The organism is Marinomonas sp. AWM4_232 (genome assembly GCF_056158325.1).
This window is the reverse complement of record NZ_JBSWTA010000001.1, coordinates 1,093,357-1,108,455: the sequence shown is the minus strand read 5'-3', so window position 1 is coordinate 1,108,455 and position 15,099 is coordinate 1,093,357. Positions and strand designations below refer to the sequence as shown.

Sequence of the window (15,099 nt, the reverse complement as noted above, 5' to 3'; positions counted from 1 at the left end):
AGACCGAAGTCTGGTTTTTTTGTGTAACGAGATAAACCTTATTTAGGCATATCGTTTTCCATCGCTTCACGAGAAGAGAAAGAAACAGTAGTTGCACGACGGTTCATCTGACGATTTGCTTTCGTGTCGTTTTCCACAACTGGGTATGCTTCACCGTAACCAACTGTGTCTAGACGGCTAGCGTCAACACCGAATTCTTGGACTAGACGATCAGCGACTGCCTGAGCACGCTTTTCGGACAATTCTTTGTTATATGTTTCTGTACCAATAGCATCTGCGAAACCACGGATTTGAGCAACTTGCTCTGGGTTATTGGCTAGGTAGTCAGCAATACTTTGAAGGTCAGAGTATTCAGACTGAGCAACGTGAGAAGAGTCGAAAGCAAAGTGAATATCGTATGGCAGTACAGTTTTCACTGGTGCTGCTGGTTCAGGCTCTACAACTGGTGCTGGCTCAGGCTCTACTACTGGCGTTGGTTCTACAACAACAGGAGCTGGTTCAGCTTTTTTGCCACCAAAAGAGTACATCAGACCAACTGTAGCTACTTGGTCAAGGTGATCTGTTTCAAGATCATCAACTAGGCGATAATCAGCGCGCAAAGATGTGTGTTCGTTGAACGCATACTTCAAGCCACCACCCGCGTTTAGCTGAGTATTGCCGTCTCCATCAAGATTGTTACTGTAATCAGTGGTCCCCAAACCCGCTGCTAGGTAAGGTGTTAAGTTTGACTCGTTGAAGAAGCTGTAAAGGCCATCAATACGATATTGGTCAGCATCGATGTCTTGACCGTTTTCTAGTTCACTATCAAGGTTAAGGTAAGTAAACTCTACCGCCCAAGGGTTATCAAACTGGTAACCAAAGCTCAGACCAAACGCGCGATCGTCTTCGATATCACGATTGTTGTCTGGTGCAGAGTAACCAATGCTTGGTGTTAGAGTGAAGCCTGCCGCTGGCTGGTCTGCGTGAGCAAGTGTTGCTGTTGTCGCGGCAAGAATACTACTAACGATTGCGGTCTTCTTAAAAATAGTCGACATGTCTCTCTCCTTTGGGGAATGCCATTTGGTAATAACCTAAGTGTACAATATGTTTTGAGCTTGTGTATAAGATAAGAAAGTGTAAAAAGTGTCTAGGTTGTGATGATCTTGAATCATATTGACAAGAAACTGACAGTTGAACGCTTCTTTACACAATTCTCTATCGGTAAGTCATTAGTTTTCTTAATAAATGATGTGGTTAATTACATGACTTTTGCACATCTTGCTCGGCAAAATGGACGAACAAGAGGCAAAAACGTCAATTGTGTACAGATTAAAGGTTCGCAATGGCTGTCAGCATGGTCAAAAACGCATTGATAGAGGCAATAGAAGCTGACTCATGCATGGTGTGGTACCCCGTTGTAGGAATCTGTAATGTTGTACCATCCACTAAACCATTGGATGCGGCGATAATCCGCCCAAGTTCAGTACTTCCTAACGAGTTAGGGGATTGACCGCTAGCAACCAGTTTTTCGTTTTCCGCTTCAACATAACGGTTTTTAAACAAATAGCTAAAGCCTATGTCCTGACACAGTTTCTCAAGCAGTGCAGTACTTTCAGGGTTAAACGATGCGTTGGCATCTTTCTCACGTAGTACCAACAGTTGTTCATTAGCACTTTCAATGTCTGGGAATGGACTGGTGTCCACCACAAATAGGCGGTTAGTGGTGCCACCGAAGCGACGGAACCACTCCAATAAGTAGCGCCAGCTTTTACCGGCTTCTTCTTGTGCCGTAAAGAAAGCAGTGCCTTTAAAGCCCAAGCTGAACATATGCACCAGTGCTGCAGCACACAGTACGTTATCCAGCTGACCTTCTAATCGGTCGCCATTTTTCGACAGTGTATCTTCAAAGGCGACAGGAGTGCCTGCGACAACGCCTTCTAGGCCATCCACTTCGAAAATCAGGTTGTTACGAAACTCACAAATGTAGCCGTTGCGGATGACGCCTTTACCACGATAGCCGCCTGACCATGTTTCATATGCGTAAACACGTTCTTGGTTGAAGCGCTCGGTAACCTTTGTCATCAACTGTTCAGAGACGGAGTTGTTGAGTAAGTCAGTGCGGTTCGCAGAAACGAAGGCTGCATATTGAAACTCATTAGGGCCAGTACATACCAAACCATGGCGATCAATGTGCGCCGAAAACATAGTGCTAAACGGGTCACTACCTTGGGCAACCAATACCCCTTCGTACCATGTTACTTTAGCGCCACGTTCTTCTAGCTCACGCTGTAAAACGCGAAAGAAAGAATGCTCAGCACCAACTACGGATGGCGCGCGAATCAGGCCCTTTAGCAGATCAATAAACTCTTCGTTTAGCACGCACAACCTCTCTATGAATGTGGTGTTATAAAAATGCGATCATAGGTTTTTTGTTCCAGAATGGAAGCGGTTTATCATGCGTTTTCAGATCATTTTGATTCGATAACACGGTGAAAACCGTGTTATCGATATAAGGGAGGGGTATGACTAGGCTTTGCTGAATAGTTTGGGCTTTAACCAGCGTGTCCAAAGCGGAGTTTGCGTAAACAAGGCGAATACGATGGCAGCAAACAAAACACTCGAAAGAGGGCTGGAGAACAGGTTCGCAAAGAACTGTCCCATATCGCCACGCTCGGACAAGATGGCGCGGCGCCAGTTTTCGTCCATTAGCTTGCTCAAAATAACGCCTAGAATAACGGGGCCAATAGGGTAGTTATACAGACGCATAAAGTAGCCTAAGACACCAAAGGCCAACATCCACCAGACATCAACAACTGAGTTGTTGATGGCATAAGCGCCCACTACTGATAACAGCAAGATGAGAGGTATCAATACCCCTTTCGGGCATTCAACCAATTTCGAGAAAATGCGAATGCCAGTCAAACCAAAGATCAGTACGAAAATATTGGCTAGGGTTAAGTTACCCACAGTGAACCAGAACATATGCGGTTGTTCAATCAACAGCAGAGGCCCCGGGTTTAAACCGTGAATAAAGAGCGCGCCGATAAATACGGCCGTTACGGCATCGCCAGGTATCCCGAGCGTTAACATTGGGATATAAGCACCACCCACGGCAGCGTTATTGGCCGCTTCGGGCGCAATCAGGCCTTCTTTAGCGCCTTGCCCAAAGGGTACTTCAGGCTCTTTGGTGGAGCGCTTAGCTTGGTCGTACGCCATCAATGCCGCAATGTCGCCACCAGTACCAGGCAATGCACCAATGATGACGCCTATGAAAGAAGACTGAATGCTAAGTGGCAAGAAGCGACGCACATCGGCCCAAGGTGGAATAATGCGAGAAATTTTTTGCTTGACGATGGCTTTATCTAAATGGTGTAGCTGATGGAGCGCCTCAGAGACACCAAACAAACCAATCATTGCTGCGATCACGTTGATGCCGTCCCACAGTTCAATAATGCCAAAAGTAAAGCGCTCTTCTGCGGTTAAAGGATCTAGTCCAACGGTGCCGACCAATACACCCAAAGCGCCAGCAAACAAGCCTTTGGCTAGGCTACCAGATGAAAGGGAACCAACTAACGTTAACCCTAGAATCGCCAACAATAAGTAATCGCGAGGCTGGAAGGTGATCGCAAATTCACTGATGGTTGGGGCTGCAATGGCCAGAACGAAGATGCCGACAAAGCCACCGATAACAGACATCACAGTAGATAAACCGATGGCCTCACCCGCTAAACCTTTCTTAGCAAGTGGATAACCATCTAGTGCCGTGGCAATGGCCGATGGTGCTCCTGGAATGTTGAGCAGAATGGCGGTGCGTGAGCCGCCGTATACCCCTCCCATGAAGATGCCGACCATCAAACATAAGGCATGATTGACGTCCCAAGAGAAGGTGAACGATATCAGGATCGATACCGCCATGGTAACGGATAAGCCTGGGATTGCACCGACGTAAATACCTAAAAAAGTGCCTAATGCAGTAAGGGCTAACAATTCTGGGGAGAGCCATGATAAAGCAAAGTAATTTAAAGCTTCCATAATTACTCTCCTCCGAAAAAGCGTGAGATGGCTGCGAGGATCGCTCGCTCAGGAATAATGCCTTCTGGCAGCACAATCTGAAAAATGAGGCGGAAGACCACGTATATCAATACAAGGCTGAGTAACGCTAGGCCAAGTGACCACAATGCCGAGCGTTGGGATAAGACCTTTAAAGCGACCCACAAAAAGATGATCGAAGTGGCAATAAAGCCAAGTTGCTCAAGTACGACGGCATACACTAACACCAAAGCCATCACGAGACCGACAACCGGAGGGAAACAGTGATAGAAGAAGCGGGCTTCTTGATTCAAAGGTGTTTTGAGGCTCTGAGTAAAGGCAATGCATGATGCTAAGACCATCATCGCTGATGCGCCGATTGGCACAGCGCCTGGTGAGCTGAGTTCAGAAAAGCCAGAAATAAGGTAGGAACGCCACAACAGAAAAATACTGAAAATGACCAATAAAAAGCTGAACAGCCTTTCGCCAGGATAGCGAGATGGCAGCCTAGACATAGAAGCTCCGAAGCTTGGGGCAGGTTGCTCTGCAACATGCCCCGTTACATGCATTGATTAAGGACGTGGGATACCGAACTCTTCTGGAGAACGCTTAGAGAAGCCTGCATCGTGTACTAGCCAGGATGATACAGAGCGGTAGTTTTCCAGGAAGTCGACAGCTGGTTGGCCTGATAGGTTCATGATGCCGTAGCCGCGATTGTTCATTAGTGTTTGGAAGTCTTCTGCTTGTGCGCCTTTAGTAAAGGCATCGATCAGCTTAGCCACCACATCATCTGGCGTGCCTTGTTTTACAAAGACACCAAAGAAAGGACCGTACGGTAGGTATTTATCTAAACCAGGTAGAGCTTCAGTAATGAGGCCTACTTCAGGTAAAACAGGGCTTGGTTGATTATCAACCAGTGCAATGGCTTTCATTCGGCCCGCTTTAATATGTTGAACCGCTGCTCCTAATACCGCTGGCATCACATCAATGGCGCCACCTTGCAGTGCTGTCAGAGCTGGACCGTCACCATTGTAAGGGATCGTAGTGACGTCTAGTTTCACTTCGGATTCAATCATCGCCATAACGATAGAAGCCAAACCGCCTTGGCCAGTAGAGCCTACTTTAATACTGCCTGGGTTGGCTTTGATGTAGTCAATCATCTCTTGCATGGTGTTGAACGGCGCATCGTTTTGCGCGACCAACATTGGAATGCCGCGTGCTAGAACATTAACAGGAATCATGTCGCTGTAATCAATGTCAGCCAAGCCTAGGACTTTGTACATTTGCGGGTTTTCTGCACCCATTAGTAGGGTGTAACCATCCGCTTTTTTGGCATTAACGTATTTAGTGGCAATGGCACCGACACCGCCGGTACGGTTGGTCAAAATGATGTCAGTTCCTAAGACTTCTTCTGCATGTGGTGACACAGAACGCATGACAGTATCAGTTGAACCACCTGCACCCCATTGGATAATGCCTTGGATGTCTTTGTTCGGGAAATCAGCCATAGCGGTTGAAGACAGCGCTAAGCCGGCAAGGGTGCTGAGGATTATTTTTTTCATAATTGCTCCGAATCACTGCTAGTTAGGGGGAGTGAAGCGACCTGTTGGTCTTGTTATCCATAAAAAAGTGTAGCAATTATAAGTTTGTTTTTTTATATATCCAGCGTTTGGCTATACATACCTACATTTGTTTCGGCGTGATATTGATAATAATTCTTAGTATTGTTAAATTTCTGTTTATATTAGAGATTTCTAAACAATTTGATTTTGTCAACTAAAATAACCCTGCGAAGGATGGAATAATGAAAAAAACACTTCTTAGCCTGTTGGTTGCCTGCTCTACAAGTGCGGTGGCTGCTCAATCCTACGAGTTTGGTGTAACGCTGCAAGGCTACGATGGCTCAGCAACTAGCTCGGTCTCTTACGGTGGTCAAATTGCTCGTCATGCACTGCATAACTCTTTGAAAAAGGTAGCGGGTAAAGGTGATCAAGCTCAAATGAACACCTACTTGTCTGGTAAAGAAGAAGGCCGTGTGATCATTGATCCGGTTAGCAAAGACGGTTTCCCTGTGAAGCAGAGTAAAATCGATGAGCTTTCTTCTGGTAAAGACTTACTATCAAGCGCTTACGACGGTGTAATCACCGGCTGGCCAGGTAACCCAACAGGTCAAGAACTGTTAGAACAACTCGTGGATGCGGCCGCAAAAACAAAAGCGGGTTACGATCCAGTCAACGGTTATGATTACGTACAGTTGATTTCAAAATTCGCCATGGGTGCGGTGTTCTATAACAAAGCCGTGAACCATTACCTAGAAGAAAAGCTAGAAGCAGATCAGCATCCGAACAACGAAGCTTACAAGCCAGGCACAGCTTACACAGGTAAAGAGCACGTTTGGGATGAAGCGTTCGGTTACTTTGGCGCACCTGCAAATAGCTTGTCTTTAAGCGCGAAAGAAGTGGTGCAAATCACGAAGCAAACCCCTGAAGTTTTCGCTAAAGCGGACGCGAACGGTGATGGCGTGGTGGATCTGAAGTCTGAAATGGCTTTTGCTCACGCTTACTATGCAGCCAGTGTGGATGCCAGTGCAGGAACCAACTACTTCCATACTATTATGCAAGCCTTTGTTGATGGTCGTCAGTTGATCAGTAATGCAAAAGGCAAGGCATTAACCGATGCACAACGCACTGAACTAAAAGAGTACGCTGCGGTGATCGCAACAGCGTGGCAGCAAGTGATTGCTGAGGCTGCGTTCAAGTACGCAGGCAGTGTTTACGCAGACCTAGAAAAAATCGCAGTGATCGAAGAAGCCCATGGAGATGTCTCTAAAGCGTATCGCAACTACGTGAAACACTGGGGTGAGCTAAAAGGCTTTGCGCTAGCGTTGGAAGCTGCTGGCCGTGATCTAGGTAATGCTCAAGCAGGTTTAGATCGTTTGATCGGCTTTAGCCCAGTATTGTTCGGTGATGCACAAGTTGTCGCTCTGGACGGTAAAGGTGGCTTCGTTCAAGCCAATGCGGGTCCGATGCAAGAATACAAGCTGAACATGATTAAAGTGCAAAACCTGTTGGCACAAAGCTTCGCATTAAAAGCTAAGCTGAATGACAAAACAGCGGGTATGAGTGATGTGCTAGAGCAATTGAACGCTGCGGCACAGAGCGCTGAAAACGACTAATATAGTCTATGCTAGAAAGCTATTTAACATGGCTTATGGAAGAGCTTGCTACGGCAGGCTCTTCTTTATTGGACCTTCGAAAACGAGTTTCCCTATGGTATCTGCTAAGTGCTGTCGGGTTCGCTTTCGTCGTGTTCTATTGGCGCTATGGTAAGCATGGCTGGCAACGTCTGCTGCCTTATGTGTCCCCTAAGGTTTGGTTGAGTCGATCTTCCAGAACCGATGTCGGGTTGTGGCTATGCAATCGGCTGTTACTGGCACTGTTGATCCCTAAAACGTTGACTCACGCCTTGTGGATCAGTGGCTTATATTACTATTGGCAAAAGCAAGGTTTGATACCCCTTGGCCTGGGTTGGTCGACCACTTGGGTGATGGTGTTGTTTACGTTCTGTTATGTAGTAGCAGACGATTTCTCTCGGTTCTTTACTCATTGGTGTTTACATAAGATCCCTGTGCTTTGGGCTTTCCACCAGGTGCATCATAGCGCTCTAGTGCTCACACCATTCACCGTTTTTCGTACACACCCTGTCGAAGGGGTGCTGTTCTTCATGCGTTCTCTCTGTGTCCAAAGTGTTCTGGTTAGCGTGTTCTTGGTGCTGTTTCCTAACCAAGTGTCCTTGTGGCAAATCTACGGTGTGTTAGTGACGACATTCTTGTTCAATGTACTGGGCGCTAACCTGCGTCATTCAATGGTGGTATTGAGCTATGGTCCACGCATAGAAAAGTGGTTGATCTCTCCGGCTCAGCATCAGATCCATCATTCTACGGATGTGGCGCATTATGATCGTAACTTCGGTGTGTTGCTCGCGATTTGGGATCGCTTATTCAAAACCTGGTTGCCCGGAAGTGATCAACAGACATTGAAATTTGGCACGGGGCGCGCCATCGATCGAACGGGTGTTATAGGGCATTGGTGGATTCCCATGATGGATTGCGCGGATGTTATCCGTCATGGTGTGTCTAAACGTTGTCGAAAACTAAAAAAGCGCCTCACGATTAGGGAACCGTGAGACGCTTTTTAAACTTGGTTTTCTTCACATTTAGCGTGTTAGAAAGGTGGTATTAAAGCTCTGCTTCCGCCGCTGCCAACATGTTGAATTCTTCTTCTGGTGTTTTTGCCACCAAACGATTACGGCTATACAGGAAGAAGTACGCAGCACCGATGACAAATAGCGCCAAAGTGTACATAAAGGCACGTGGATCGTAGGCATACACTCCGGTTAGTGCCACAAGAGACAATACTAAAGCGATCCCCGATGTGATCACACCGCCAGGTGTTTTGTACGGACGCGGTAGGTCAGGTTGTTTCACGCGAAGCAGGATATGGCTCAATGCCATTAATGCGTACGATACCGTTGCACCAACCACGGCCATGCCCAGCATTAGATCCCCTTCACCCGTTAAAGACGCTAGGAAGCCAAATACGCCTGGTACGATTAAGGCACGCGCTGGCACTTTGCGTTCATTGGTAACAGATAAGCCCTTTGGCAAGTAGCCTGCGCGAGACAAAGCAAATACTAGACGGCTGTAGCCGTAAATAATTGAGAAGAACGACGCGACAAGACCCGCTAGAGCCAAGACGTTAACCGTCGTTGCCAAAACAGGTTTACCGGCAACGTTTAGTGCGTCTACTAGAGGGACAGCACTGCTACCAATGGCTTCTGCACCCGTCACGCCAGCTAGCAAGAACACCACTAGCACCGCAGTGAATAGCAAGAAGATCATGGCACCAATGATGCCTTTAGGTACGTCTTGCGCCGGGTTTTTCGCTTCTTCTGCTGCCAAAGGTACCCCTTCTACCGCAAGGAATAACCACATTGCAAACGGCAATGCCGCCCACACACCGTACCAACCAAATGGCATAAACTCGGATGCGCCAGCTGCGTCAGTTGGTGCAATATCAAATAGACGAGAAGCATCGAAATCGCCGATCAAAGCCACTGCTGTGCCAAGGATAGCGACCACTGCCAAGCCAGAAATGACCATCATGACTTTCAATGCTTCACCGACACCTGCCAAGTGAATGCCAATAAACACAAGGTAGAATAAGGCGTAGACCACGGGGCCGTTGAAACCTAGTAGCTCTTCTACGGCAGAGCCAATGAAGATTACGATGGCTGCTGGTGCCAGTGCGTACTCAATTAAGACCGCCAAGCCTGTCATATAGCCACCAACTGGGCCCATAGCTTGACGTGCAAAACTGTAACCGCCACCGGCCGCAGGAATTGAGGCAGACATTTCTGCCAAAGACAGCACCAATGTTAGGTACATTAAGCCCATAAGAACGGCTGCGATGGCAAAGCCACCCCAGCCGGCTTCGCCAATACCAAAGTTCCAACCGGCGAAGTCACCAGAAATAACATACGATACCCCCAAGCCAGCTAAGAGTAGCCAGCCCGCGGTGCCTCGTTTTAACTGGCGTTTCGCCAGATATTCTTGATCCATTTGATCAGCCATGTGTGTTCCTCTTGTGTTTTTAGTTCGTTATTTGGGGTGTGATACAAGAAAGTTGTGTTGTTCGTTATCGTGTTCCAGTACCGAGTCATCGGTGCGATCTTTTAGCTGCACGCCAGAAAGCTTTTTGGTGCGCGCTTCGCTAAGCAGGTAGTAGGCTTTACGGGCCGCATCATGGTGGTTTAGGCCTGCCAATCGAATATTTGAAATACAGTTACGGTAAGCGTCAGTTAACCCCGCTTTGGGAGCCCAAGTGAGATACAAGCCCATGCTGTCGGGTGAGCTAAGTCCTGGTCTTTCGCCGACCAGGACAATGACGCAGCGAGCATTCAGGATCTCTCCAATAGGATCACCGATGGCCACGCGCCCTTGCTCCACAATGCACAACGGGGCAATCGACCAGGGAGCTGCATCGCCTTGCAGGCGGGGTAACAGCTCATTTAAAAAGGGCACTGTGTTTTCTTCGATTGCAAAAGCCGATAAACCATCGACGATTACGATTGCTAAATCATAAGGCTCAGAGCGCGATGATGAGTGCTCTTGTAAGCGTTCAATCGACGTACGATGTAAGCGTCGTCCCCAGTCTGGTCGTTGCAAATAGGTGGCGCGATTCTCCGCTTGGCTATGTAAGCGAATAGGAGCGTGTTCCATCGACCAATCTTGCTCAGCGAAGCTAGCGGTCAGACCGTTAATATTGAGCGGTGAATGCACCGCATCAATCGCTTGAGCATGAGCTAGCTGGAAGGCCAACAAGTGTTTGGTGGGAACGCTGACCCCTGCACGGCCTAGACCGATACGCGCATCGGTGAACGAGCGCAGTTTGTGCCATGGGTTTTCAACGACGGCTTCTTCGATAGGATGAGTAGGGAAGATGCGCTTCATACTAGGCCCCTCCCAATAAACGGTTCAGTGAATGCTCAAAGGCGCCGGGTATCTTGTGGTTAAGGGTGAATTGGTCGTCTTGGAAAATACGGGTATGTTTTAGCCACTGATCGAATTCAGGGGACGGGTTAAGTCCTAAGGCTTGGCGCACATACATGGCATCGTGAAACGATGTCGTTTGATAGTTGAGCATGATGTCATCAGAGCCTGGGATGCCCATGATGAAAGTGCACCCTGATACGGCCAACAGCGTCATCAAGTTGTCCATATCGTTCTGGTCGGCTTGGGCGTGGTTGGTGTAACACACATCACAGCCCATCGGTAAACCGAGCAACTTGGCGCAGAAGTGATCTTCTAGACCAGCACGAGTGATTTCTTTGCCGTCGTAAAGGTATTCTGGGCCAATGAAGCCAACCACTGTATTGACCAACAAGGGGTCGAACTTGCGTGCAACCGCATAAGCACGTGCTTCACAGGTCTGCTGATCGACATTGTGATGTGCGTTGGCGGAAAGCGCGCTACCCTGTCCCGTTTCAAAGTACATTACATTGTTGCCCACTGTGCCTCGTTTCAAAGACAAGGTGGCATCTTGGGCCTCTGCAAGGGTGGCCAAGTTAAAGCCAAAGCTATCATTGGTCGCTTGTGTGCCACCGATAGACTGGAACACCAAATCCACCGGAGCGCCTTGCTCAATGCATTCAATGGTATTAGTAACGTGGGTGAGAACACAGGATTGAGTTGGAATCTCGTAGTGTTGAATCACGTCATCCATCATTTTCATAAGACGAGAGGCTTGAGCAACGTTGTCCGTCGCTGGGTTAATACCAATTACGGCATCGCCGTTGGCGTACATCAAGCCGTCTAAAATGCTGGCTGCAATACCAGTTAGATCATCGGTTGGATGGTTGGGTTGTAAGCGGGTGGATAAGTGACCGGGTAAGCCAATTGTGTTGCGAAACGCCGTCTTAACATGGCACTTTTTAGCGACCAGTATTAGGTCTTGGTTGCGCATGATTTTGCTGACGGCAGCGGCCATTTCTGGTGTGACCCCAGCACGAATAGCGTGCAATGTCGTGGGCGTGGCCAAGTCACTGAGTAACCAATCCCGAAAACCGCCAACGGTTAAATGTGAGATAGGAGCAAAAGCGGACTTGTCGTGCTCGTCAATGATTAAGCGTGTGATTTCATCTTCTTCATAAGGAACGACCACTTCCTCTAGAAATAATTTCAGTGGTACATCCGCTAATGTCATTTGCGCAATGGCGCGCTCTTCAGCGGTGTCTGCTGCGACGCCAGCGAGGCGATCGCCAGAGCGTGCTGGCGTTGCTTTGGCCATCAGCTCGGTTAAGCTTTGAAACCCGAAAGTGCGTTCACCTACGGTGTGTCGAAAGCGAAATTTTGAAGAAGCGTTTGTCATTTGAAAGCCTTTGCGTCTAAGGTAAAGAACCAATCTGATAACGCAGGTTTATTCGGCATGAGAATTGCTGCGTTTAAATTCGTCACTTATTACATCGTTAAAAATGTCAGTGATAGAGCGTTATCGAATTTTGGCAATAATAAAAACATTAAATAAATCAATGTTTTGCAAGAAATTCGTATTTCGATTTTGCGCAAATTTGATATTCGGAGAAAACCAATGACTGGGCTTGATGCGGTAATTGCACCAAAAGAGGGCGCTTCAATTGTGCTGAAAGAGGCCTTTGACGCGGATCTTCATGCTGGCAATTTGACTAACTGGCAACAAGAGTACGATCAAACCAGTCGCGGTGGTTTCTATGGCAAAATCGCGGAGTTGCCGTTTGCGGATTTGCAGGTTTTCCAAGAAAGCACCAGCCAAGCGTTACAGCAAAAATGTGTGGTGTGGCCGGATTCAGTTTGGTTGGGCATTCCGCTTGCTCAACAAGAAGAATCACGCATCAATGGATTATCCGTTCGTTCAGAACACATTATGTGCCGTCCTGGGGATTGTGAGTTTGAGTTGACCACGCCACAAGACTACGAGCTGTTTGGTATGGTGGTACAGCTAGAGACTTTGACGCGTATGGCGCGTATTCATGGCGTTGACTTAAACTGGGATGAATTGACGGCTCATGGTCGATTATCACTGCCAGAGAAGACGTTAAATGATGTGCGTTTTGTGCTGGGTAGATCATTACAGGGCTCTGGAATGCGCGCTATACCAGAACGATTAACGCATGATTTGCTAATGACAGCCTTGCTCGAAGTGTTGAAAACTGAGCAACCGGCTCCTGCGCAAACGCAGAGTTACCACCATCGAAAAATGGTGGTGGATGCTGCCCGTGCCTGGATCAATGACAACCCAGATACGCCTCTTACCGTAACGGATCTTTGCCAAGTCGCCAACGTCAGTCGTCGTACTTTGCAGTACGCTTTCGAAAGTATCTTAAGTATTAGCCCCATTCAGTATCTACGTATATCACGCTTAAATGGTGTACGTAGAGCCCTTTTAAACGCATCAAGTAATGCAAGCATTGCCGATATTGCTGCTAATTGGGGCTTTTGGCATATGAGTCAGTTCGCAAAAGATTATCGCTTGCTGTTTGGTGAGCGTCCTTCAACTACATTGGAGCAAGGAAGCTTTCGTAGCTGAAAGTGAATGCTGAATAGCTCTATCGGTCGACAAATACCGCCGCAGTTTATTACTGTAAGAAATGAAAGAAGGCCGCTTAGATTTCCTAAGCGGCCTTCTTTTTAGCTATGAAAGCTGTGGATAAAAAGCGCGATTATTTATTCGCTTGCTTTTTCTCTAGGCGTTTTTCCCAGAAGTCCGCACCTTTAATGCCTAATGCTTTCGGGTCGAAGGTGTATTCCTCAACGCCTGCAGCTTTTTGGTCTTCGTAGTCTTTCAGAGCTTTCATCGTCGGACGAGCCATGAAGAAGATCACAATGATACCCACGATGTTCAACCACGCCATCAAGCCTACGCCCACATCACCAAGGTTCCAGATGTAACCTGCAGTGTTTACAGTACCGTATGCAACCATGAACATGATCAACAGTTTAACCAATGTTAGCGGTACATTTACTTTCAGCGCGCGACGTAGGTAAGCCACGTTCGTTTCAGCGATGTAGTAGTACGCTAGGATCGTTGTGAAAGCGAAGAAGAACAGCGCAACACCAACGAAGATTGAACCGAAGCTACCAAAGATGCTCTGCAAGGCCATTTGCGTAAACGCAGGTGAGGCGATGATGACATCAGCAGGTACGTTCTGAACAATGAACTGACCGTCAGGCAGTGTGCCTTGGATGTTGTACTGTTGTGTGATCAGGATCATCAATGCTGTGGCAGTACATACGAACAGTGTATCTACGTATACAGAGAACGCTTGTACTAGACCTTGTTGTGCTGGGTGCTCAACCTCTGCCGCTGCGGCAGCGTGAGGACCAGTACCTTGGCCGGCTTCGTTAGAGTAAACACCACGTTTTACACCCCAACCAATCGCTGCACCAAAACCAGCTTGAGCAGTGAAGGCATCAGAGATGATCATTGAGAAAATGCCAGGCACTTGATCAACGTTAAGGAATACAACGATCAAGGCCATGATGATGTAGCCCATCGCCATAAATGGCACGATGATCTGGGTGAAGTTCGCGATACGCTTGATACCACCGAAGATGATGAAAGCCAGTACCACTAAAATCACAGCAAGCGCCACAAGTTTAGTTGTGCCGACAGAGCCAAATGATGTGTTGATGATATCGCCTTGACCAAATACTTGAGCAACCGCGTTACCAACAGAGTTAGCTTGGATACCTGGAAGGAATACGCCACATGCGATGATAGATGCTAGGGCAAACAATACGCCCAACCACTTCATGCTTAGGCCTTTCTCAAAGTAGTACGCTGGGCCACCACGGTATTGGCCATTGTCGTTAACTTTGTAGATCTGACCAAGTGTTGATTCAGCGTAGGCTGTACTCGCGCCTAGGAACGCAACCACCCACATCCAGAATACAGCACCTGGACCACCAAAACCGATCGCTGCTGCAACCCCTGCGATGTTACCTGTACCCACACGACCTGAAAGAGATACTGCTAGGGCTTGGAAAGAAGAAATACCTTTTTCAGATGGCGTTGAGTTAAACAGCAACGACCACATTTCTTTGAAGTGACGAACCTGAGCAAAGCGCGTCAGGATGGAATAGAACAGACCAGCACCAAGACACAAATAGATAAGTGCCGGGCTCCAGATGATTCCATTGAGGAAATCAATGAATTCTTGCATAGAAGTTCTCCAGTGGTAGTGCGCTCATTGAGCGTTTTAATTTTTATTAGGTGCTGGGATACCAGCTAAACCCATCGCCTAGTTTACGGTGTGATTGTTCGTGACAATGTGTAAACTTTTTGATGTATTAAGCACAACTTGTGCAAATATGAATTCGGAATCTATCATGCTTAATAATAATTTAACATTTGGCTAGATGATATTTTTTGGTGCTACTTGGTGTTTTTTTAGCAACTCTTGGTTTGCTTTTTTTGATCACAATGTGGCCTGATAGAGGTGTTATTATTTCAATAAATGAAATAAATCATTGCTCCGTTCAATATTTATTGTGTT

Annotated in this window: 12 protein-coding genes; 3 read left to right on the top strand and 9 right to left on the bottom strand. The window is 47.4% G+C overall.

The genetic code is table 11. From position 1 onward, the window contains the following. Window positions 1-38: 38 nt before the first annotated feature. The 5 genes from ACXAC1_RS05210 to ACXAC1_RS05190 form a co-directional block, all read right to left on the bottom strand. Window positions 39-1,034: an OmpA family protein gene (locus ACXAC1_RS05210; RefSeq protein ID WP_475059543.1), complete on the bottom strand. Its 996-nt coding sequence runs from the start codon at window positions 1,032-1,034 to the stop codon at window positions 39-41. A gap of 274 nt (window positions 1,035-1,308) precedes the next feature. Continuing rightward, window positions 1,309-2,358: a peptidase M42 gene (locus tag ACXAC1_RS05205; protein ID WP_211342148.1), complete on the bottom strand. Its 1,050-nt coding sequence runs from the start codon at window positions 2,356-2,358 to the stop codon at window positions 1,309-1,311. 147 nt (window positions 2,359-2,505) lie between these two features. Then, window positions 2,506-4,011, bottom strand: a complete 1,506-nt coding sequence (locus ACXAC1_RS05200; RefSeq protein WP_475059541.1) for a tripartite tricarboxylate transporter permease — start codon at window positions 4,009-4,011, stop codon at window positions 2,506-2,508. Window positions 4,012-4,013: 2 nt separating this feature from the next. Beyond that, window positions 4,014-4,523 (bottom strand): tripartite tricarboxylate transporter TctB family protein, encoded by a 510-nt coding sequence (locus tag ACXAC1_RS05195; protein ID WP_475059539.1) that lies wholly within the window; start codon window positions 4,521-4,523, stop codon window positions 4,014-4,016. Window positions 4,524-4,580: 57 nt separating this feature from the next. Further along, window positions 4,581-5,570: a tripartite tricarboxylate transporter substrate binding protein gene (locus tag ACXAC1_RS05190; RefSeq protein WP_475059537.1), complete on the bottom strand. Its 990-nt coding sequence runs from the start codon at window positions 5,568-5,570 to the stop codon at window positions 4,581-4,583. A 242-nt stretch (window positions 5,571-5,812) separates the two neighbouring features. On the opposite strand from ACXAC1_RS05190, the gene ACXAC1_RS05185 reads away from it, so the two are divergent. Both ACXAC1_RS05185 and ACXAC1_RS05180 read left to right on the top strand, forming a co-directional pair. Continuing rightward, window positions 5,813-7,183 carry a DUF4856 domain-containing protein gene (locus ACXAC1_RS05185; RefSeq protein WP_475059535.1) on the top strand — a complete coding sequence of 457 codons (1,371 nt, stop codon included), beginning with the start codon at window positions 5,813-5,815 and terminating at the stop codon, window positions 7,181-7,183. A gap of 8 nt (window positions 7,184-7,191) precedes the next feature. Further along, window positions 7,192-8,193, top strand: a complete 1,002-nt coding sequence (locus ACXAC1_RS05180) for a sterol desaturase family protein (RefSeq protein WP_475059533.1) — start codon at window positions 7,192-7,194, stop codon at window positions 8,191-8,193. A gap of 52 nt (window positions 8,194-8,245) precedes the next feature. On the opposite strand, the gene eat is transcribed toward ACXAC1_RS05180, so the two are convergent. From eat to ACXAC1_RS05165, 3 genes are read right to left on the bottom strand one after another with little or no spacing between them, the layout of a single operon-like run. Then, window positions 8,246-9,640: an ethanolamine permease gene (gene eat, locus ACXAC1_RS05175; RefSeq protein WP_133560931.1), complete on the bottom strand. Its 1,395-nt coding sequence runs from the start codon at window positions 9,638-9,640 to the stop codon at window positions 8,246-8,248. 27 nt (window positions 9,641-9,667) lie between these two features. After that, window positions 9,668-10,519: an ethanolamine ammonia-lyase subunit EutC gene (gene eutC, locus ACXAC1_RS05170; RefSeq protein WP_475059531.1), complete on the bottom strand. Its 852-nt coding sequence runs from the start codon at window positions 10,517-10,519 to the stop codon at window positions 9,668-9,670. A 1-nt stretch (window position 10,520) separates the two neighbouring features. After that, window positions 10,521-11,936: an ethanolamine ammonia-lyase subunit EutB gene (locus ACXAC1_RS05165; protein WP_475059529.1), complete on the bottom strand. Its 1,416-nt coding sequence runs from the start codon at window positions 11,934-11,936 to the stop codon at window positions 10,521-10,523. 219 nt (window positions 11,937-12,155) lie between these two features. On the opposite strand from ACXAC1_RS05165, the gene ACXAC1_RS05160 reads away from it, so the two are divergent. Beyond that, on the top strand, window positions 12,156-13,130 hold the full coding sequence (locus tag ACXAC1_RS05160; protein WP_475059526.1) for a helix-turn-helix domain-containing protein: 975 nt from the start codon (window positions 12,156-12,158) through the stop codon (window positions 13,128-13,130). A gap of 133 nt (window positions 13,131-13,263) precedes the next feature. Here the strand turns inward: ACXAC1_RS05160 and ACXAC1_RS05155 are convergent, their stop codons facing one another. Then, window positions 13,264-14,766 carry an alanine/glycine:cation symporter family protein gene (locus ACXAC1_RS05155; RefSeq protein WP_133560921.1) on the bottom strand — a complete coding sequence of 501 codons (1,503 nt, stop codon included), beginning with the start codon at window positions 14,764-14,766 and terminating at the stop codon, window positions 13,264-13,266. Window positions 14,767-15,099 lie beyond the last annotated feature (333 nt).